Origin of the sequence: Marinomonas sp. TW1 (genome assembly GCF_001625355.1) — a bacterium.
Lineage (GTDB): Bacteria > Pseudomonadota > Gammaproteobacteria > Pseudomonadales > Marinomonadaceae > Marinomonas.
The window spans coordinates 248,796-270,031 of the sequence record NZ_JSEE01000002.1; the positions used below are offsets into that span (position 1 = coordinate 248,796).

Below are 21,236 nucleotides of genomic sequence, written 5' to 3' on the forward strand. Positions count from 1 at the left end.
TACAACTTAAAACAAAGATAGTGAGTTCGTTTTTTAGATGCAAGTTATTTTTCGACCAAATCTGCGAAAAATAGACTATAAATTGATCAAAGAAAACACCAACATTCCTTAAAATAAATAAAATCAGTGACATATCAAGAGGATAAAAACCATCCAGGATTGAAGATGAAATTACGACTTGTATATACAATATTTTTTGAATTAGACTTGAAGGGTTAACATTAACTAGGCTAAAGACGATGCATCACACTCAACCGATCCAACACTTTTTTGCCAAACAGGCATTGCTACAAACTGGCTGGGCTGAAAATGTGCTGTTTGCCGTCCAAGGGGGTCATTTTCTGTCGGTCACGGCAAACAGTCAGGCGACTGCAGACAGTACGCTTTTATCAGGACCAGTCTTACCCAGCATGCCAAATTTGCACTCCCACGCGTTTCAGCGAATCATGGCGGGCATGGCGGAAGTCTGCTTGAACCCTGATGACAGTTTCTGGAGTTGGCGTGACCTGATGTATAAGATCGTGCAAAAGCTCTCACCTGAAGACGCAAGAATCATCGCCAGCCAGCTTTATATCGACATGCTAAAAGCCGGTTACACACAAGTGGGGGAGTTTCATTATTTGCACCATGATCTCGGTGGACAGCCTTATGCGGATCCAGCCGAAATGTCAAAACAGATACTGGCCGCGGCAGAAGAATCCGGCATCGGGCTCACTTTATTGCCCGTACTCTATGCTCACTCTGGCTTTGGCGGGCAAGCACCCAATGCTGGACAGGCACGCTTTGTCCATTCCACTGACGACTACCTCGCGCTTTTTCAACAAGGTGAGTACAGCTTAAAATCCCATCCCTTGCACCAGATGGGAGTTTGTTTCCATTCACTAAGAGCGGTAACCAAAGAACAAATACAACAAGTACTGCCCGCCTTGGATTCACACTACCCCATTCATATCCACATTGCCGAACAACAAAAAGAAGTGAATGACTGCTTAGCATGGAGTGATCAACGACCGGTTGAATGGTTGCACAATGAAATCGGTTTAAACGAACGCTGGTGTTTGGTTCATGCTACCCACTTAACCGATGTCGAGCGCCAAGTCATTGCAACCAGTGGAGCGGTAGCAGGACTATGTCCAACCACAGAAGCGAATCTAGGGGATGGCATTTTTCCGGCGGTGGAATTCGAGCAAGACAAGGGGCGCTGGGGCATAGGCTCAGACAGCCATGTCAGTTTGTCGATTGTTGAAGAGCTGAGAACACTAGAATATGGACAACGTTTGCGCGATCAACAACGTAATCGGCTTTATCGTCAAGGTGAAAACCGGATTGGTGACAACCTTTACCAGCAGGCTTTACTGGGCGGCAATCAAGCATGCAATGTGTCTTTTGGACTACAAGAAAAACACCGTGCGGATTTCATCGTACTCGACCCAGACTCACCTTTTGTGGCCGCCAGTCAGCCAAAAGACTTGATCAACCGCTGGCTATTTGCCACCAACGAAAACCTCATTAAAGAGGTTTTTGTGGCCGGCCAACACACCATTAAGAATTTTCATCATGAACAAGAAGAACAACATAAAGCCGACTTCATCAAGGTCATTAAAAAGGTGATTTACGATGCTTAATGACACATCAATCTTCTCGATCATAGAACAAGCGGATTACCCAATCGTGCCCTGGAAAAATGGCTTAGGGCAGACCCGAGACATTGCCAGCCTGACGGACAAACAAGGCTTACGATACCGTATCAGTCAAGCGTCTGTGGTGGAGAACGGCTTATTCTCAGACTTTCGAGGTTTGCACCGAACACTGGTGCTGCTTTCTGGCCATGGGCTCGACATGACGCATCAGAGTAAGCTAGGTATGCAGTATGTTCAGCTAACCAAAATATTAGAGATGGCACAATTTTCAGGCGGTGATCAAACCTTTGCCTCACTTACAGAGGGGCCCATTGAAGATTTAAACATCATGGTACGAGAGAGTGATACAAAGGCCGAAGTCAGCGCACTGCATGCGCCCACGAAGCTAATGTTTGATCCCATTCAATCAAATACGTTACTGCACGCTTTTTACTGTTCTGAGGCGTGTGAACTGTATGATGCTCACACGGATCACTTGCATGCTATTCCCGCTCACTGTTTTATCTCTCTCGTCGATATTGAGAAGGCCTCAAAAGCCCTCAATAAAAAGCGCTTTAACTTGCTTAAAGGTCGAGTCATTCAGATCCACATCCTCAAATCGTCGTAGTCGATATGATCTTAATGAATCACCAGATTCACTAACGTCCGAAATGACCAAACAATTGGAATCGAGATCCTGGTTGGAGTAAACGTGCAACCGTGACAATGTCTTCTCCAGACCAAGTTCGGCGCTTTATCTGCAAGCAAGGTTCTTGGGAGGTGACTTGCAAGCGCTGGCATTCTTCCGGATTAGGCAAAATGGCTTCCACCAAATGCTCGCCTTCCGTCATCGGCGCCACGCTCATCAAATACTCATAAGAGGTATGGCTGGAAAAATCTTGCTGATCGTAATCCGGTGCCAAACTGGCGTTGACGATGCGTTCTTCGATTTGAATGGGTAAATCGTTTTCAAAGTGCAAAATAACCGAACGAAAAATATTATGATTGGTTCTGACACCCAAACTAACGGCTTCTTCCACACTGGCTTTAGCGGATTCCAAAACCAACAGTTCCGACTTATGTTGATGGCCCCGAGCGGCAATTTCTTCGGCGATATTGTGTACTTCAAATAACGCCGAATGGGCTTTTTTTTCCGCCACAAAAGTGCCCAAACCTTGATGACGCACTAGGAAGCCTTCGGCAGTCAATTCACGCAATGCGCGATTCACCGTCATACGACTCACACCCAAGGCTTTGACCACTTCCAGTTCCGACGGAACGCGCTGATTTACCGACCACTCACCAGAGGTAATTTTTAATACAATCGCCTGTTTTAACTTGGCGTATATTGGCTGCGACACATCTGGCAGATCATCAAACAGATTCGCGACATTTATTGCAGTTGGCTCAGACACAAGGCGTTCCATTAACACATGAATGTGTGCAAATTATACCGTTAGTCAACCAAAACAAACAATTACCACAAGATTATATTGGCATCATCCATAGGGCCGCTAACCAGGACAATCCCATTAACAAGGCGAACATCACGCCCCATCTCGGCGTGCTTGCCGATACCCCAGCCTGTTTCTTGCGACCACGAACCATGGCGTCGATGAGTCGCTCTTTCAGATGCACCTCATGATAGAGCACGGCCAAAATGTGCACCGCCACCAGCCCCAATAGCCAATTGGGCAAAAAGCGATGTATCGACACGAAAAAGCTCGCTACCTCTTCCGACACCAAGCCATTAAAAGGCCCAAACCAGAAAATATCATCGCTACTAAAGAGCCCAGTTCCCCATTGCACGGATAACAAGGTCAGTAATGCCACGACCATCAAAGCGCCTAATGGATTGTGCCCAAGATAAGACTTTGGTTGACCTTGCAATAAGGACTTGGCGAAATGCCATACTCGCTTCGGTCCTCTGACAAATTGTTGAAATAAGGCATAACGGGAACCGAAAAAACCGTATAAGACTCGAGCAATGATGACGCTTGATAAGCCATAACCAAAATAGAAGTGGTACTGAAGGTAATCTTCTTCCGCTTTCCCTGTGATGATCAAGCCAGTAAATAACACCACCATTAACCAATGGCTGAGTCGTACAGGCCAATCCCAAACTAACGTCGATTTCATTTTCATCCCCTACCCGTTTTGAAAATCCCATCTTTATATTTGTAAAACAATTAGATGAAGGAAGGTACGAATAAGTCTACTAAGCCTCAGTCTTCCAGAGAAATCGTCAAATAAGGCGTGACTCTGAAGGAATGTCGATACCTTTTAAAGAGTCGCAACGCAGTAGGACGTTTTCTCTGAAAGACCCGAAGAAAAGCCTGTATTCTTTGTTGAGCACCTCGACAATAGGTCAACTATTCACATTCGGCGCTCGCCTCGAATAACAGGCTTTTATCCAGATGCTGAGGCAAGAGAGCTTGTTCGCACCTTCCTTAAACACTATGCTACAAAAGTCACCTTAGGAAAATCCCCGCATGACATATTGCCAAAAAGCGGAGGATAAAAGAAACGTAGGCTGAAGTTCAATATGATTTTATTCGTGTTTGTTCTCGTGTGTTTAGGGCTATTACTGACGTTCTATGCCAATGTCTTTAAAGGGCGTTTTTTCAAACGCCATCACTTGTTGGTGGACTTAGACCTAGAAACGGTTAACGAACACCTACAAGACCTTAATAACTGGACAGATTGGTTGCCTTGGCTGCTGTTTGAAAAACAAGCGAAGATGGATTTCGAATACGCCAACCCATTATCGCCCTTACCATCTTGTTTAGTCTGGCGAGGAGATCTGATCAAGCAAGGCTCGGTGTCTTTAGAAGCCTCTCGCCCTAATGCTCAATATTATCACACACAGGTCGAAGCCCCTGCTTTCTACCCTTGCGACCTTCATTTCAACTTAGACCTAACGGAACAAAAACACGGCACCTTAATCAGCGTTCAAGTAACGGGGAAATTGCCCTTTTTAAAACGTTGGCAACAAGGTGATTATGGGATTCGAGCGGATAAAGACGCCGAATTGGCGATGCTGTTACTCAATGCCGTCCTACAAACAAAAACGTTAGACGCTATTCATGACGTAGCACCCTTTGAGTTCTTAGCCGAAACTCAACTCGACAATTTGGATGCCGTCACGCGACCATTTACCGTCAACCACCAACCCATGTCGCAAAAAATGGATCAAGGGTTTCATGATTTAATGACCACCTTAGGCCCCGAAAATCCTCCAGCCGGTCCCAGCTTTGCACTATACCGACAAGTCGACTTAGCCAATCATGTTTTCACCGGCCGTTTGGGCATTCCCGTGCAAAACATGACGCCTTGTGAACTTTACCCTGAACGCATCGTGTTACCCGGAGACTATTTGGCCTTACGCTACACGGGACGTTATCAACATTTGTCTGTGGCTTGGCATGTACTCTACCAATTTATGCGCTTGCATAAGCTCAAACCCCATCGTCGCCGCGAAGGCATCGAAATTTTTGAAGTCGGCCCAGCACATGCGGAACAACCTAAGCACTATGTCACTCGCATCTGCTTGCCAATTAAAACATTGGCCTGAGGCACATTTTATGGGACAGTTTGGGCTCCATGTTGTTTTATTCGGTTAAAAAATCCTTATGTCAAAATCGCCTACATTCCTTGCCCTTATCGACAGTTTGGTTCGTATCCTACTGACCATCATCATTTTTTACACTGTGAACTATTTTTTTGCTGTTGAAAACACGCTCATACTGGCGCTCGTTTCCGTGGTCATTGCCCATGTGGTTTTTCGAAGCGTCCTCGGCTTGTTACGTCGTCAAAAACAACCACATGGACCCGATTCAGAATAACAGTAAACCCAATACCCCCTGATCAGCACGACATAGGCTCAATGGATGAATCACCTTGTCGTTTAGATTCATTCGACAAGAGTTAGCTATGAACACACTATATCCACAACACCTTTCCACTCTTATGCAGCGCTATGAGAACGCCATGGCGCACTTTAAGTTAGAGGCGATCGTCATTGCATCAGGGCATAAAACCTATTATTTCCAAGACGATCACAGTCACCCATTTCATGCTTATTCAGGGGCACAGCAATGGCTGCCGTTTGACGCTGGGGCAGATGTCTTCCTGATTATCCAGCCAGGACAGAAGCCCACCCTAGTCTGGCCAATTCGAGATGACTTCTGGCATGCGCCCAATCCCGTTCCGGAAGGAGAATGGCAAGATTACTGGCACATTACGCCTGCCCGTCGTGACGATAAATGGTGGCAAAACCTGCCTAAGCAATCCGCTTGGCTAGGACCAAAGTCAGACTTAGAAAAACTGGATATCGCCGCCTGTGATGGCTTAAACGCCTACGTCGACTTTGCCAAAGCGGTAAAAACACCGTTTGAAATCCAAGCACTACAACAGGCAAGCCAATCGGCTGTGCATGGTCACCTTGCCGCCAAGCAGGCATTTTTGGCAGGTCAAAGCGAGTTAGACATTCACCTTGCGTTTTTATCCGCGAGTCAACAAACTTCGACCCAAGAGCCTTATCCGGGCATCGTGGGATTAAACGAACATGCGGCCGTTTTGCACTATGAACACAAAGCCATTCACGCTGTACCGGATTCTCGTACCCTGCTGATTGATGCCGGTGCCAGCTGTCATGGCTATGCCAGTGACATTACCCGCACCTATACACGTCACCAAGACGATTTCTCTGCTCTGATAACCGGGCTAGATACCTTAGAACAAAGCCTATGCCAGCAAGCAACAACAGGCGTGGCATTTCGAGACGTACACCAGTCCTGTCTAGTCGGTGTGGCGCAGCTGCTGAACGACCATCAAATCTGTTCATTAAGCATTGAAGAGCAACTTGAAAAACGCATTCCGCAAGTCTTCTTCCCTCACGGTTTGGGGCATTTATTGGGTTTGCAGGTACACGATGTGGGGGGCCACCAAGTTGACTCATCAGGGCAGCTGAGCTTGCCCGACGATCACGCTCCCTTTCTACGACTTACTCGAACCTTGGAAGAAGACATGGTCATCACCATTGAACCCGGTCTGTATTTCATTCCCATGTTAATCGAGAAGATGCAAGCCGAAGTCCCTCATCATGGCTGCGATCTAAAACGCATTCAACATTTTATACCCTACGGCGGTATTCGTATTGAGGATAATGTACAAATCAAATCCCAGTCATCGGTGAATTTGACTCGTGACACTTTTCAAGCAGCAGGTTCGACCTAATAGCAAAGAAAAACAGTCCGACACCAGAGGACGAACAGAAAGAAGTGATCTGATTTTTGGCTTGAATACGGTGTCGGGACGCACTGTTTTGCATATTATGAGAGGAAAAATGGCTTTTTCATGTCGAAAGGCCATTTTTTTCAAGAGTTTCCTATAACGAAACCCATCTAAAATGAGTAAAATAAGGCGCTTGATAGTGCCTTATTTCGTTCACTACTCATAAGCTAAATAATCGACGTGGGCGATTATTTATTCGTTCTAATACAAAAAATTATAATAATATTTCGACCTTAGTTGATGTGCTCAACTAAGGCTAACCGGAGACAGCATGAAAAAAACAACAATAGCACTACTAGCCGCTATATCATTCTCATCAACGGCCAGTCTGGCAGCGTATCCAGATAAAGACATCCAAGGCGTCATCATGTGGGGAGCCGGTGGCTCAACGGATACGGTCATGCGCTCCGTCGCACCTTATGCAGAAGAAGCATTGGGCACAGACCTCATCCTATCAAACAAAAGCGGTGGTGTTGGCGCGATTTCAATGAAATACGTGAACAAGAAAAAAGCCGACGGCTACACCTTGTTAATGGGGGCTGAAAACCCTCAAATGCACAAAGTACTTGGTCTATCAAATATCGACTACAGCGACATGGTGCCTGTGGCCATTCTTGCCCGTGGTGTGCCCATGATGGTGGCGAGAAACGATGCACCTTATAACACCATGCAAGAGTTTATCGATTACGTAAAAGCTCACCCAGGTGAAGTGAAAATTGGCTCAACAGGAAAAGGTGGCTTGCCTTCCATCATCATGGCGATGATCGATTCGCAAGTAAAACTGGATTACATCAATATTCCATACAAGGGTGACGGTCCCGCTTTAACCGCCCTACAAGGCAATGCAATCGATGTGATGCCAGCGGTATTGGGAGCAACAAAAGAACAAATCAAAGCCGGCCGTATGAAAGCCATTGGTTTGATCGATAATCAAGCGAACCCTATGTTACCAAACGTGGCACCGATTACAGATACGCTTCCAGGGCTAAACAGCTACCTTCCTTGGGGACCGTTCTTTGGTGTGTTCGTTCGTAAAGGGACACCAGACCAAGTGGTGAATACATTGACCCGTGCTTTCTCAAGCGCTGGTGAAAGAGAGGAATTTACCTCTATGATGTCCAATCGCGGTTATTCTGTGATGAACATCGCTGGACAGGAAGCGGTCGACTTTCTAGACACGTACCGTTCAGTTTCATCTTGGTTGGTTTACAAAGCGGGCGTTGGCAAATTCTCTCCTGAGAAATTCGGCATCCAAAAACCATAATCAGCGATTGTTCATCGCTACCACTCAAGAGACATCGCTTTTTAACTGCGATGTCTCTTCTCAATTCTGTTTTATCTGGAGAAGTCATGTCCAGTCATGAGCCCACCCCTAAAACACGTAAACCGGGTGAACGTGTTTTCTGTTTGTTACTGGTCATCGGCAGTGTGTACTTGTTTTGGCAAGCCTATCAAATTGCCGGTTTCAGTGAACTGAGCTCGGCTGGGGCGTTTCCCATGGCAACAGCAGCGACAATGATTTTGGCGGCCTGCTTTATCTTCGTGAATACGTTAAAACGGCCAGCCAACCAAAACGCGCATTTCTTTACTCATTGTTTTCCGCCTATCGTGGCGATTATCATGGCGCTAATTTTGGTCTATGCCGTGGTACTAGAAAGCCTTGGTTTTATACTGTCCAGTTTTGTTTTTTTATTTACCACCATTCAATTTCTATATCGTCGCAGAGTGTTAACCACACTGGCCATCAGCCTTTTCGCCCTCATCATGGTCTACATTGTGTTTCGTCTCATTTTTCAAGTTGTGCTTCCTGAAGGCATCATACCTGAACGCGATATCATCGCCTCAATCACCGCCTTATGGAGATAATCGACTTATGGATGCTTTGAACTATTTCGCCATGTCTTGGCTTTCTCCAGAATTATTAGCGCTCACTGCGCTCGGTACTTTTTTAGGCATTTATGTCGGCGCGATTCCAGGGCTGTCGGTCACCATGGCTGTTTCCATCCTAATATCCTTTACCTTTTCTTGGGATGTAAACAATGCACTTTGCTTGATGGTTGGCGTGTATATGGGCGGCGTTTACGGTGGTTCTCGGACGGCGATATTATTAAACATTCCTGGCGCACCGTCGGCCATTGCAACCGCCCTAGATGGTTACCCACTTGCTAAAAAAGGTCTGGCAGGCGAAGCCATCGGCTTATCGACTGTGATGTCGGTTGTAGGTGGCTTCATCGGGATCTTGGTTCTGGCGTTAGCCGCGCCTTCTATTGCCGACTTTGCCATTACCTTTCAACCTCGTGACTACATGATGCTGGGGATTTTAGGCATCATGCTAGTGGGGTCATTATCCGGTAGCAGTTTAGCAAAAGGGATTTTTGCCGGAGCCTTTGGCTTATTGATTGGCACCGTTGGTTTAGACCCAATGACGGCAGATGAACGCTTCACTTTCGGCATCATCGAACTGTGGGATGGCATTAACCCTGTCGCCGTGATGATTGGTTTATTTGGTATTTCAGAAGCCTTGCATCAACTGCAACATATGGATAAAGCCGTCATCAAACAAAAAATTTCTCGCATCATCCCTAGGCTCTCGGATGTCAAAAAATACTTACCGCTGAGCGTACGAACCTCGTTTATTGGTGTGATTGTTGGCGCCTTACCTGGAACAGGGGGCGACATTGCGGCTTTGATGGCTTACGACCACGCAAAACGATCGACTAAAGAACCCGATGTCGAATTTGGTAAAGGCGCAAAAGAAGGGCTAATCGCACCCGAGTCGGCGAATAACGCTGCGGTTGGTGGAGCCTATATTCCTATGCTGACGCTTGGCATACCGGGAGATGCCGTTACCGCTGTATTCATCGGTGCCTTGTTCATCCATGGATTAAATCCCGGCCCATTATTGATGGTGGAGCAACCTCATATGTTCTGGTTCACCGTGGGCAATTTAACCTTGGCCAATATTTTCATTCTCATTTTTGGTTTAACTGGCATCAAGTTATTCTCAAAGATAGTGGAGTGCCCAAAAGGTATTTTAATCCCACTCATCTTCCTCTTGTCTATTGTTGGTGCTTACGCCATCAACAACGCCATTACAGACATTTGGTGGATGCTCGCCTTTGGCGTCTTTGGTTACTTCATGCGTCTCTACGGTTTCCCTGTTGGCCCCGTCATTTTAGGGGTGATCTTAAGCTCCTTAACAGATGAGAACTGGCGACGAGCGATTTTGACTGAACGCGGCAGCGTCATTGATCTCTTCGTTCATCTGTTTACCAGCCCATTATCGATCGTACTGTTCATGACCATAGTATTGATTTTATTCACTAAAACACCTCTTTGGAGCAAGGTAGTTAAGCCGAAATTGTTTCCTAATGATGCATAAGCATGCTCATTAGATCGACGAATGACGAGGGACCGTCATTTGTTTGTTTAGCCAATGATTCGACCGTAAACTGGCATAAAAAAGTCTGTCAAATCAACACGCATCAAAGAGTGGCACCCCAAATGAATACGGCTATTTCCGGTGCAATTTAGAGCAATCATCATTAAGATATAACCACCTGTTTTTATTGACTATTTGGACAAGTCTTTTGATCTGAACCGGGTAGTTTTGGTGCACCAAGATCTTTTCTAACCAAATCGGTGCACTTTGTGTACCATAAAGAAAATTCACCTCTTTATAATCTACTGCAAATAAAATTGAATGCAGTACAAACTTCTAGACATTTGTTTAGTATCCAGAACATCGAACTAAACTTTCAACTTAGTCAAACTATGGCCAATTTATTGCTTTTTTAAACTTATCCCCTAGCACAACTGCATTGAGGCAGTTGAGTGAATGCAACGGAGCACTTAAAGCATGACATTAAAAAGTAAAAATATGGCGCTTTCTCCTAAGGAGTTAAGTTGGTTACCTTGGTTTGGCGCAAATGGCCGCCTCTCATTGTTTCGATCTTGCTACTTAAACAAAGACACTTATCAAAACGTGGAACAGACCTTCGAAGGCATCGCCAATACGCGTGTTAAGTTACTTGATAATTGGGTGAACAATCAGTGGTCGCAACTTGAAGTCTTATTAGAAATTATTTCTGAGGGTTTCCCCAAGATTGACACAGGCGCTCTTGAAGAACGCTTCAATATCGTAGCCGACGTCAGTGAATACTTTGTCATTGATGCGGAAGGTAAGGTCATTAATTCCACCGAGAAAAGTCGCATTGGACAATGTGATCTACCGGCGAATGCCGTCTCGGAAGGGTTAAAAGATTACTTTTTACACGGCCCTTACATCGATCAAAATACCATACGAATAGGTCCTTCTAGCTCAAAATTTCATGATGCTGTCACCCTCATGTTCTATCTCCCGATCAAGCATGATGGCAACACGTTAGGAGCGGTTTGTGCTCGTGTGCCAAACGATGTGCTGGGGGATTTAATTCAGCGTGAAGCGGGGCACATTTATAAAGAGTCCGGTGATAACTATTTGTTTATGGTCAAACCCAACTTTGATGCCAGCATTTTACCTGGCACCGCTTTATCCCGATCACGCTTTGAAGACAATACCTTCAGTCATGGTGAGAATCTAAAAAGCGGAGTAAACACCAACTGGGGGGTTGTCAAAGTAGAACAGCATACTGAGTTTGAAATACGTTTTACCGACCCAGCCACTCAACAACTGCACCCTGGTGTGCGCGAAACCATTAAAAATGGCCAAAACCTGTTTGTCACGTATCCTGGTTACTCTGACTATCGACATATTCCCGTCATTGGTAAAGGCGTCACCTTCCAGTTAAAAGGCAGCCCCGATAAATGGGGCATGATGTGTGAAGGAGATTTGGAAGAAGTCTACCGACGTCGTTCTATCAGTATTAAATTGATGAAAGGCTACCTTTTCGCCTCGACTCTTCCCTTATTAATTTGCTCTGCTTTGCAGGCCTTTACCGATCTCTCTGTCGCCAGTGACTTGGTCATTTCGTTTGCCTGCTTATTGCTGGCTGGCGTTTTGTTTAACCGTTTAGGAACACGAAAAATCAGCCAAAACATGAGTCAAATGACGGCCGTTATTCAGGCCATTGCGGAAGGCGAAGGGAATTTAAAACAGCGCCTAAGTGACGACCTGAGTAATGATGAAACGGGGGACATGGGACGCTGGATGAACAGCTTCATTGATAATTTAGACAACACCATAGGTGAGGTGATTTCAGCCAGCAACAATGTAAAAAACTCCAACCAATTCATGGTACACACCAATGAAGAGGCAAAAGACGCTTCACATTATTTAGCCTCCACCGTAGAAGACATGCTGACCATGTTCCAGAAGCAGGTCAGTGAAGTTGAAAGCGCTTCGCAAACCGCAAATAATCTGAAGCAAACCATGGATCAAGTGGTCGCCGGTGCTCAAAAACGTCTTGAGGAGGCTAAAACAGGGACTCAAGAAATTCGTGATGTGGTCCGCACAACAGCAGAATCGGTTAAGTCCCTAGATCAGAAGACCAACGAGATAGCCGGTATCATTACCACCATTTCTGATATCACCAATCAAACCAACTTATTAGCCCTCAATGCCGCCATTGAAGCGGCTCGAGCTGGCGAACATGGTCGGGGCTTCTCGGTAGTAGCAGATGAGGTGCGTAGTCTGGCATCCAAAACCGCCGACGCCGCAGAAGAGATTCAATCGATGCTAGAAGGTATCCAAGAGGAAACTCGTAATGCCGTGAATTTCATGGAAAAAGGTGCTGAAAACGTGGACCGTAACTTACAGGTAAACGAACAATCAGGCAGTGAAGACAACAACTTATACGAATTAGTCGATACGCTTTTTGAAGCCATGTTGCTACTCAATGACAGCAACAAAGAGAACGCCAACACGGCGCAAGAAATGGGTGCCGCAACCGAACAAATGAAGCGTTCTATCGCAGCATTGCAACGACGCTCGTCACGCGTCGGATTGTCTGCCTTAAAGCTCAACTCGTTAGTCGGTCAGTTCCAAGTTTCTAAGCATTAATCACACAAGCTAGATTAAGCGTCCTTTGTTAACGCTTAATCTAGCCTTCTCAGCACAAGCAAACCTCTCTTCATGTCACATGTCATGCCGCTCTCATAAAAATGGCGCATTTCTTTGCTTGACTTATCTCTCAATATATACGAAATTTCACATATGTTATTTTTCACATATATAAAGATTTAATCTTATTATGACGCCAATACAATTTTATAAATGCTTAGCAGACGATACTCGACTTAAGTCCCTATTATTGATTTCCCAAGCGGGCGAAGCCTGTGTGTGTGATCTCAAGGACGCTTTGCAATTGGATCAACCTAAAACCTCACGACATCTGGCAGAGCTGCGTAAATGCGGTATTTTGCAGGATGAGCGCCGAGGAAAATGGGTGTATTACAGATTGCAGGATGATCTGCCGAATTGGGCAAAAGAAGTCATTCACGAAACCGCAAAGCACAATCCAGACTATTATCAGCAAGCACTAGAGACACTAAAAGCTTGCCAAGTTGCATCAAACCGTTGTTGTTAAACTCGAGGACAATATGAAAATTTTATACATTTGTACCCACAACCGCTGCCGTAGCATTTTGTCCGAAGCCATTACTAATGGCATGGCGGGGGGCCTGATCGACGCAAAAAGTGCTGGCAGTCAACCGGCTGGTGAAGTACACCCCTTATCATTGAAATACCTAGAGCAAGCTGGCTACCAAACCACTGGTTTGATCAGCCAGTCATGGGATGACTTTGAAGATTTCGAACCCGATCTGGTCATTACTGTCTGCGATTCCGCCGCTGGCGAAGCTTGTCCACTGTATTTTGGCAAGAGTCTAAAAGTACATTGGGGGCTAAGCGACCCTTCTAAGCTAGAAGGCAGCGAAGCACAACAAGCAGCCGCTTTTATGGACACCATCAAGGCGATTGAAGAACGCGTTGAACAACTCAAAACCCTTGCTCAACGTCATCTTGACGCCACGCAACTCAAATTCGAATTGTCGATGTTGGGAGCCAAATAATGAACTCGCAAGACACTTTGCCTAATATCGATCGCGAACAATGGCGTGCCACCAGCCATGATCAGTTCAATTCAACGCCAAGCACGCATAAACCACGTATTTTATTACTCTACGGTTCGTTGAGAGAACGCTCCTACAGCCGCCTAGTGGTGGAAGAATCGGCACGTTTGCTAAATGAATTTGGTGCCGACACTCGCATTTTCAATCCACAAGGTTTACCACAAACAGACACAGCAGACGAAAATCACCCAAAAGTGAAAGAGCTTCGAGAGCTGATGATGTGGTCAGAAGGCCAAGTGTGGTGCTCTCCAGAACGTCACGGTTCGATGAGCAGTATTTTTAAAAGCCAAATTGACTGGGTACCACTCAGCTTAGGAGGCGTTCGTCCAACACAAGGCAAAACCCTTGCAGTGATGCAGGTCTGTGGTGGGTCTCAGTCCTTTAACACGGTAAATCAGATGCGTATTTTAGGGCGCTGGATGCGCATGGTGACCATCCCAAATCAGTCCTCGGTCGCGAAAGCCTTCTTGGAATTTGAAGAGGATGGTCGAATGAAGCCATCGCCCTACTACAATCGCATCGTGGATGTGATGGAAGAGCTCATGAAATTCACCTTGTTATTGAGAGATAACAACGCATTCATGGTGGACCGTTACTCTGAACGCGTCGAAAGCGCTGAGCAATTAAGCCAACGAGTAAATCAAAAATCGATTTAAACCTGACATTGAATAAGGAACTTTAGGAAACAACCATGGGATTATTTGAACGTTATTTAACGGTCTGGGTAGGCTTAGCCATACTAGCCGGTATTGTGTTAGGCAGCTTGGCACCTGACGTTTTTGCGGCGATCGCTAGCTTAGAATACGCCAATGTGAACTTTGTTATGGCCATTCTCATTTGGTTAATGATCTACCCTATGATGGTACAGATTGATTTCTCTTCCATCAAAAACGTAGGTAAACAAACCAAAGGCTTGGTACTCACCCTTGTCATTAACTGGCTTATTAAGCCCTTCTCCATGGCGTTACTTGGTTGGCTTTTCTTCAAAGGCCTATTCGCAGACTGGGTAGATCCGCAAACCGCCAACGAATACATTGCTGGCATGATCTTACTGGGTGTCGCACCTTGTACCGCCATGGTCTTTGTGTGGAGCCAATTAACGAAAGGCGACGCCAATTACACCTTGGTTCAAGTCTCCATCAATGATGTCATCATGATCTTTGCGTTTGCCCCCATTGCAGGCCTGCTGTTAGGCGCAACCGACATTCATGTTCCTTGGGCGACCTTACTGATTTCCGTGTTACTGTACGTCTTAATCCCTTTAATTGCCGGTGCCATCACGCGTAATTCATTGGATAAAGCCAACGATCACTCACGATTAGATGGCTTCCTAAGCAAAATGAAGCCTTGGTCTATCATAGGTCTGATCGCCACAGTGGTTCTGTTGTTTGGCTTCCAGTCCGACACCATTTTATCAAACCCACAAGCCATTGTGCTGATTGCCATTCCTTTGCTCATTCAGACCTACGGCATTTTTGCGGTGGCTTATTGGTTGGCATTGAAGTTCAAACTGCCTCACAACGAAGCCGCCCCAGCGAGCTTAATTGGCACCTCGAATTTCTTCGAACTGGCCGTAGCAGTGGCCATTTCATTGTTCGGTCTGCATTCTGGTGCCGCATTGGCCACGGTTGTCGGTGTGTTGGTTGAAGTGCCCGTCATGTTATCACTTGTGTGGTTTGCTAATCGTACTCGCCACTGGTTTGCTTAAGGAGTTTTTACCATGGTTTTGATACACCACAACCCTGACTGCGGGACATCGCGTAATGTTTTGCGCATTATAAAAGACGCAGGCTACACCCCTGTAGTCATTGACTACCTCAACGAAGGCTGGAGCAAAGCTCAGTTGTTAGCGTTATTTGCCGCGGCGGATTTGACGCCAAGAAGTGCCTTGAGAGAAACCAAGTCTCCGGCCAAGGAATTGGGACTATTAAATAAAAATGTTTCTGACGACATCCTCTTAGAAGCCATGTTAGAACACCCTATCTTGGTCAATCGCCCGATTGTATGCTCACCCAAGGGCGTCAAACTGTGTCGCCCTAGCGAAGCTGTGTTGGATTTACTCGAACAATGGCCAGAAGGCCCTTACGAGAAAGAAGAGGGTGAGTTAATACTCGACGCCAAAGGCAACCGCCCAGCCAATTAACATGTATTTGAGTCGGCTCAGACACTAAGACAACAAGCACAGTCACGACACGCTTGTTGTCTTATTCTCGAAGGCTACAGTGAGTCAATGGACGCTATGTTCGTTTACTCACTAACCCTTGGATCCCCAAGACATAGCCTTGCACGCCCATTCCCACCACCATACCGGCAGCAACGGGTGAGATGTAAGAATGATGACGGAAAGATTCTCGAGCATGAACATTGGAAATGTGCACTTCGATCACTGGCACATCCGCCCCCTTAATCGCATCATGCAAAGCAATAGAAGTGTGGGTGTAGGCACCAGGATTAAACACCACGCCTAACATCTCTCCAGATTTTACCTTTTGCCCTACTTCATGAATCAAATCAATCAGTACACCTTCATGATTCGATTGATGACAGACCACTTGATGCCCTAACGCCGCGGCCGCATCCGCGCACAGTTTTTCCACATCGGCTAACGTTTCGTGGCCATACTGAGCTGGCTCACGAGTGCCCAGTAAATTTAGATTTGGGCCATTAAGTACCATAATACTCGCCATATCACACTCCAAAACAGGTCTAATGCGTCATTAGCTGGTGGCTAAAAAACGCAACAATATACTCAATGTCAGAAACGATAACACAGTTGTCACCAATAAGGTGCTGGCGCAAAAGCTTCGCTGACCATATTCACCGCAAACAATAGGATAGGTACTGAACATCGGCATGGCCGCAAAGACTAATACCGACACTTTCAGAGCTGGATTCATCTCTGGAGTGAGCATCAGCAATAGCATCACCAACACAGGGAATAGGATCAGCTTTGCCACGGCCACCAAAGCAATCGCACTCAAATGCCCACGAATGGACACGCCGACTAGTGAGCCGCCAATGACGACTAAGGCCGTTGGCGCGGCGCCATCCGCCAACAGTGACAAACTTTGTTGCGCAAATTCTGGTACCGGCACGGACAATATTGAAAAGCCCATGCCAGCCGTCAAAGCAATCAGCAATGGGTTGGTCGTAATGCGCTTGATCACCACCCAGCCTAAGTTTTTTGAGGTCGTATCTTGCTGCTTACGTTGCTGCCCGAGCATGGTTTCAATCACAATTAGGCACACAGGTAACAAAATGAGATTTTCGACCATCAAGGCCATGACAAAGGCTTGTGTCATCGGCTCATCAAAAAACTGCAACAACACCGGAAAACCAATAAACGCACTGTTTGACATGGTCGCCCCAACACCAAACACACCGACCGTGACGAGATCGGCCTTAATGAGCTTCCAGCCTAGTAGTAAGGTGATCAAAAAAGTACCCAAACCACCCATCGCGTAGACAAAAATATAATCTGGATGAAACACCTGCCAAAAATCCATGGCAGAAAGTTTGACAAAAATCAGCGATGGTAAGGCCAGATACAAGACGAACCGGCTCAAACCCGCCAATGCGTTTAACGGAATAAAACCGTAACGAGCAGCGACAAAGCCCACTAAAATCAACAAAAAAATTGGGGCAGTAATGTTTAAAACCACGTCCATCGAATAACACCTTAGATTGCTCATCAATCAAATTAAAACTGGCAATTCTGTTATATTCTCACACACAAAAAACCAACAAAACCTTTTTTAATTTGATTTTTTTGTTATTCAGTTTTGATATAGTCATTCTAAGTCACTAGACATTGAGGGGCATATGGAAGTATCCATTCCAAACTTACGACATTTACGTGTTTTTCTTGCTGTTACCGAATTAAAAAGCATTACACGAGCGTCGGACAGTATATTTTTATCCCAACCGGCCATTACTCAAGCCATTGCTAAATTAGAAGCCTTTTTAGGTGCGCCTTTATTTGAGCGTCACTCTGACGGTATGTATCCAACCGCCTCAGGGGAGATTTGGCAAAAACGGGTCAGTCGCGCTATTGACCATATTCAAGTGGCCACCCAAGACATAGTCAAAGATCAATCGACAAAAGAACGCTCACCCAAAAACCTTGTGGCCTTAATTAGCACCACTCAGTTGCGAGCACTGGTGGCCGTCAGTGAAGCACAAAATTTCAGCATTGCCAGCCGCAACCTAGCAGTATCTCAATCGTCAGTGCATCGAGCCGCTCGCGATTTAGAACGGTTATTGGGCGTCACTTTATTTGAAAAAAACAGCTTAGGCACCAGTGCCACAAAAGCCGCTCAAGCCTTGGCGAAAGCCACTAAATTGGCTTTCAATGAATTACGCCAGGGCATTTATGAAATCAATGCATTGCAGTTTAAAGATGTCAGTACCATTACCATAGGCAGTATGCCGCTGGCACGCATGACCATCTTACCCAAATCCATTCTTCGTTTTGATGAGCGCCATCCTGACGTCAATATCAAGGTCACAGAAGGCCCTTACACGGATCTATTGCACCACTTGCGCCAAGGTGACATCGACATCATATTAGGCGCATTACGTTATCCAACGCCTGCTGACGATGTCATTCAAGAAGAGCTTTGGGCACCGCCTTTATCTGTGATTGCCCGTCAAGATCATCCCTTACTCAATCAACCCAACATCAGTGCGGCTGAATTGGCGCAATATGCTTGGGTTGTTCCTGCTAATGGAACACCAACAAGACAGGCTTTTGAAGACATTTTCAACGAGGTCAAGGTGGCTTTACCCAGTCGTTTGGTTGAATCCAGCTCACAAATATTAATTCGTGAATTGTTATTAGAAAGTGATCGTCTTACCTTGATGTCAGCACATCAAGTTGAGCGAGAAATCAATATTGGTCTATTAAAAGTCATCGACTTTCCATTAGAGCATACTCGACGCCCAATCGGTTTATGCGTGCGAAAAAGCTGGCTTCCAACGGTGACTCAATCTCACTTTTTGAGCGTACTGAGAGACATCTCTGAGCAGGTTCGGTGATGATAATTGCTTTTCAATTGCAAAAAATGAATGGCTAAAGCGATGAATGGATTACCCCTAAAACAGTACCAGTGCTAGATTGAACAGCATTATAAAACACTAAGGTGTGTTTTCCTTCTAACAATAAACACTCGCACTTTTAGGAGTAGACTGATGAGAATTTGTATTGCTGGCGCTTCAGGCGCTTTTGGCATGAAACACATGGATGCCATTGCGGCCATCGAAGGGGCTGAAGTCACTTCCGTGGTAGGCACTAAAATTGATGCCATTAAAGAGTTTGCGGAACAGCGCGGTGTCGCTCACTTCACCACAGACCTAGCTGAGAGTTTGGCACGTGACGATGTCGACGCCGTTATCCTCGCCACACCAACACAAATGCATGCTGCACAAACCATTCAATGTTTGGAAGCTGGCAAACACGTGATGTCTGAAATTCCGATGGCGGATAACATCGAAGACGCTCGCAAAGTCGTTGAAATCAAGAAAAAAACCGGCTTAGTTGCCATGGCGGGGCACACTCGTCGTTTCAACCCTTCCCACCAGTGGATTCACAATAAAGTCTTAGCCGGTGAACTGACCATCCAACAAATGGATGTGCAAACTTACTTCTTCCGTCGTTCCAATAAAAATGCGCTTGGTAAAGCTCGCTCTTGGACTGACCACCTACTGTGGCACCATGCTTGTCATACGGTGGATTTATTCCAATATCAAACCGGTGAAACCGCTACCAAAGTACAAGCCATGCAAGGACCAATTCATCCTGAGCTGGGCATTGCGATGGACATGAGCATTGGTATGAAAGTATCCAATGGGGCGTTGTGTACCTTATCTTTATCCTTTAATAACGATGGTCCATTTGGCACTTTCTTCCGTTACATCTGTGATAACGGCACCTATCTAGCTCGCTATGACGATTTGTTCGATGGTAACGATAACAAGATCGACTTAACCGGCGTGGCGGTTTCGAACAATGGCATTGAACTCCAAGACCGTGAATTTATCGCCGCCATTCAAGAAGGCCGTGATCCGAACTCTTGTGTAACTCAAGCCATTGACGCGATGGAAACCCTACATCGATTAGAGCAATGCTTAGAGGATTAAAGTCGCTTTTCATTGCTATCAACAGGAAGCTTCGGCTTCCTGTTTTTTGTTCTCCCCCTATAATATGCCTGAGAAAATAACGAGGACCTGTTATGTCAAAACACCCACATCTCGCCAATCCAAGTATCGGCTTAGGCTGTATGAACCTATCACATGCCTATGGATCCCCTGTACAACAAGACGATGCGATCAAAGCCTTACAAGAGGCTTTTGAGATGGGCTATCGACATTTTGATACTGCCACGCTTTATGGTGGGGGAGCCAATGAAAAACTGGTTGGCCAAGCCTTAAAAGCGCATCGACAATCCTTCTTTTTGGCCAGTAAATGTGGCATGGCAATAGTGGATGGCAAAAAACAAATCAATGGCCGCCCCGAAACGATTCGACAACAATGTGAGAACAGCCTAAAGCGTCTTCAGACCGACCACATTGACCTATATTACCTTCATAGGCTTGATCCAGATGTGGCCATAGAAGAAAGCGCTGGCGCCTTAGGTGACTTAGTAAAAGAAGGTAAAATTGGTGCCATTGGGTTATCCGAAGTCTCGGCTACTACCTTAAAAAGAGCGCATCAAGAATACCCTGTTACCGCCATCCAATCAGAGTACTCCTTATGGACTCGTAACCCTGAAATTGCGGTTCTAAAGACCTGCCAAGAATTGGACGTAACTTTTGTGGCTTTCAGTCCATTGGCACGAGGCTTTTTGACTGGTGGTCTAATGAACGCGGATGATTTAGAAGAGAAAGACATCCGTAACAATATGCCACGTTTTCAAGCAGAACATTATGAAAACAATCTCGCACTGCTAAACGACTATTTATCCCTTGCTAAAGACATTGGATGCACTCCGGCGCAACTTGCCTTGGCTTGGATACAAGGTAAACACAAAAATATTGTCCCCATTCCTGGGACTCGTTCGGTTCATCATATGCAGGAAAATTTAGACGCAACACCACTCAATTTAGATGCGGCTCAAATTCGCCTACTGGATGAAATGATTAACCAAAATACCGTCCATGGTCCTCGCTACAATGCGGCACAACAAAAAGAGATCGACACAGAAGAGTTTTAATGTCGTTTCTTTAGCCCCGTAAAGGGGCTTTTGTTATTCT

The 21,236-nt window shown here is 45.8% G+C and carries 21 protein-coding genes; 17 read left to right on the forward strand and 4 right to left on the reverse strand.

The annotated features are described in order from the left end of the window. Nucleotides 1-239 precede the first annotated feature (239 nt). Together OA79_RS02780 and OA79_RS02785 are read left to right on the forward strand one after the other, a co-directional pair. Entirely contained in the window at nt 240-1,625 is a 1,386-nt protein-coding gene (locus OA79_RS02780) for a formimidoylglutamate deiminase (RefSeq protein WP_063331683.1), read from the forward strand. Beyond that, nucleotides 1,618-2,247, forward strand: a complete 630-nt coding sequence (locus tag OA79_RS02785; protein WP_063331684.1) for a HutD/Ves family protein — start codon at nt 1,618-1,620, stop codon at nt 2,245-2,247. The genes OA79_RS02780 and OA79_RS02785 overlap by 8 nt, the downstream gene beginning before the upstream one ends. A gap of 31 nt (nt 2,248-2,278) precedes the next feature. Here OA79_RS02785 and hutC read toward each other — a convergent pair whose 3' ends face one another. Next, nucleotides 2,279-3,034, reverse strand: coding sequence for a histidine utilization repressor (gene hutC, locus OA79_RS02790; protein WP_231908782.1), 756 nt, complete (start codon nt 3,032-3,034; stop codon nt 2,279-2,281). A 73-nt stretch (nt 3,035-3,107) separates the two neighbouring features. Then, entirely contained in the window at nt 3,108-3,758 is a 651-nt protein-coding gene (locus OA79_RS02795) for a cytochrome b/b6 domain-containing protein (RefSeq protein ID WP_063331686.1), read from the reverse strand. A 406-nt stretch (nt 3,759-4,164) separates the two neighbouring features. Between OA79_RS02795 and OA79_RS02800 the strand changes: the two genes are divergently transcribed. From OA79_RS02800 to arsC, 12 genes are all read left to right on the forward strand, one after another. Beyond that, a complete protein-coding gene (locus OA79_RS02800) occupies nt 4,165-5,193 on the forward strand; it encodes a hypothetical protein (RefSeq protein WP_063331687.1) in 1,029 nt (342 codons plus the stop codon). 58 nt (nt 5,194-5,251) lie between these two features. Next, nucleotides 5,252-5,464 (forward strand): hypothetical protein, encoded by a 213-nt coding sequence (locus OA79_RS02805; RefSeq protein ID WP_063331688.1) that lies wholly within the window; start codon nt 5,252-5,254, stop codon nt 5,462-5,464. Between the two features lie 88 nt (nt 5,465-5,552). Beyond that, nucleotides 5,553-6,857 carry a Xaa-Pro dipeptidase gene (pepQ, locus tag OA79_RS02810; RefSeq protein WP_063331689.1) on the forward strand — a complete coding sequence of 435 codons (1,305 nt, stop codon included), beginning with the start codon at nt 5,553-5,555 and terminating at the stop codon, nt 6,855-6,857. Between the two features lie 328 nt (nt 6,858-7,185). After that, nucleotides 7,186-8,178, forward strand: coding sequence for a tripartite tricarboxylate transporter substrate binding protein (locus tag OA79_RS02815; RefSeq protein ID WP_063331690.1), 993 nt, complete (start codon nt 7,186-7,188; stop codon nt 8,176-8,178). Nucleotides 8,179-8,264: 86 nt separating this feature from the next. Beyond that, on the forward strand, nt 8,265-8,780 hold the full coding sequence (locus OA79_RS02820; RefSeq protein WP_063331691.1) for a tripartite tricarboxylate transporter TctB family protein: 516 nt from the start codon (nt 8,265-8,267) through the stop codon (nt 8,778-8,780). Nucleotides 8,781-8,787: 7 nt separating this feature from the next. Further along, entirely contained in the window at nt 8,788-10,296 is a 1,509-nt protein-coding gene (locus OA79_RS02825) for a tripartite tricarboxylate transporter permease (RefSeq protein ID WP_063331692.1), read from the forward strand. 477 nt (nt 10,297-10,773) lie between these two features. Continuing rightward, the gene (locus OA79_RS02830; protein ID WP_063331693.1) at nt 10,774-12,915 is read left to right on the forward strand and encodes a methyl-accepting chemotaxis protein; all 2,142 of its coding nucleotides are present in this window, start codon (nt 10,774-10,776) and stop codon (nt 12,913-12,915) included. A gap of 190 nt (nt 12,916-13,105) precedes the next feature. After that, nucleotides 13,106-13,441, forward strand: coding sequence for a metalloregulator ArsR/SmtB family transcription factor (locus tag OA79_RS02835; protein WP_063331694.1), 336 nt, complete (start codon nt 13,106-13,108; stop codon nt 13,439-13,441). A gap of 13 nt (nt 13,442-13,454) precedes the next feature. Beyond that, nucleotides 13,455-13,925, forward strand: coding sequence for an arsenate reductase ArsC (locus tag OA79_RS02840; RefSeq protein WP_063331695.1), 471 nt, complete (start codon nt 13,455-13,457; stop codon nt 13,923-13,925). Continuing rightward, nucleotides 13,925-14,641, forward strand: a complete 717-nt coding sequence (arsH, locus tag OA79_RS02845; RefSeq protein ID WP_197465347.1) for an arsenical resistance protein ArsH — start codon at nt 13,925-13,927, stop codon at nt 14,639-14,641. Before OA79_RS02840 ends, arsH begins: the two co-directional genes overlap by 1 nt. Before the next feature lie 35 nt (nt 14,642-14,676). Further along, nucleotides 14,677-15,693, forward strand: coding sequence for an ACR3 family arsenite efflux transporter (gene arsB / locus OA79_RS02850; protein WP_063331697.1), 1,017 nt, complete (start codon nt 14,677-14,679; stop codon nt 15,691-15,693). A gap of 12 nt (nt 15,694-15,705) precedes the next feature. After that, nucleotides 15,706-16,128 (forward strand): arsenate reductase (glutaredoxin), encoded by a 423-nt coding sequence (arsC, locus tag OA79_RS02855; RefSeq protein ID WP_063331698.1) that lies wholly within the window; start codon nt 15,706-15,708, stop codon nt 16,126-16,128. A gap of 94 nt (nt 16,129-16,222) precedes the next feature. Here the strand turns inward: arsC and aroQ are convergent, their stop codons facing one another. Both aroQ and OA79_RS02865 read right to left on the reverse strand, forming a co-directional pair. Further along, nucleotides 16,223-16,672 carry a type II 3-dehydroquinate dehydratase gene (aroQ, locus tag OA79_RS02860; RefSeq protein ID WP_063331699.1) on the reverse strand — a complete coding sequence of 150 codons (450 nt, stop codon included), beginning with the start codon at nt 16,670-16,672 and terminating at the stop codon, nt 16,223-16,225. 30 nt (nt 16,673-16,702) lie between these two features. After that, nucleotides 16,703-17,653 carry an AEC family transporter gene (locus OA79_RS02865; protein ID WP_063331700.1) on the reverse strand — a complete coding sequence of 317 codons (951 nt, stop codon included), beginning with the start codon at nt 17,651-17,653 and terminating at the stop codon, nt 16,703-16,705. Nucleotides 17,654-17,807: 154 nt separating this feature from the next. On the opposite strand from OA79_RS02865, the gene OA79_RS02870 reads away from it, so the two are divergent. The 3 genes from OA79_RS02870 (at nt 17,808) to OA79_RS02880 (ending at nt 21,196) form a co-directional block, all read left to right on the forward strand. After that, a complete protein-coding gene (locus OA79_RS02870) occupies nt 17,808-19,022 on the forward strand; it encodes a LysR family transcriptional regulator (protein WP_063331701.1) in 1,215 nt (404 codons plus the stop codon). Nucleotides 19,023-19,175: 153 nt separating this feature from the next. Continuing rightward, complete coding sequence (locus OA79_RS02875) at nt 19,176-20,123, forward strand: Gfo/Idh/MocA family oxidoreductase (RefSeq protein WP_063331702.1); 948 nt, start codon at nt 19,176-19,178, stop codon at nt 20,121-20,123. Between the two features lie 92 nt (nt 20,124-20,215). Continuing rightward, nucleotides 20,216-21,196 (forward strand): aldo/keto reductase, encoded by a 981-nt coding sequence (locus OA79_RS02880; RefSeq protein WP_063331703.1) that lies wholly within the window; start codon nt 20,216-20,218, stop codon nt 21,194-21,196. Nucleotides 21,197-21,236 lie beyond the last annotated feature (40 nt).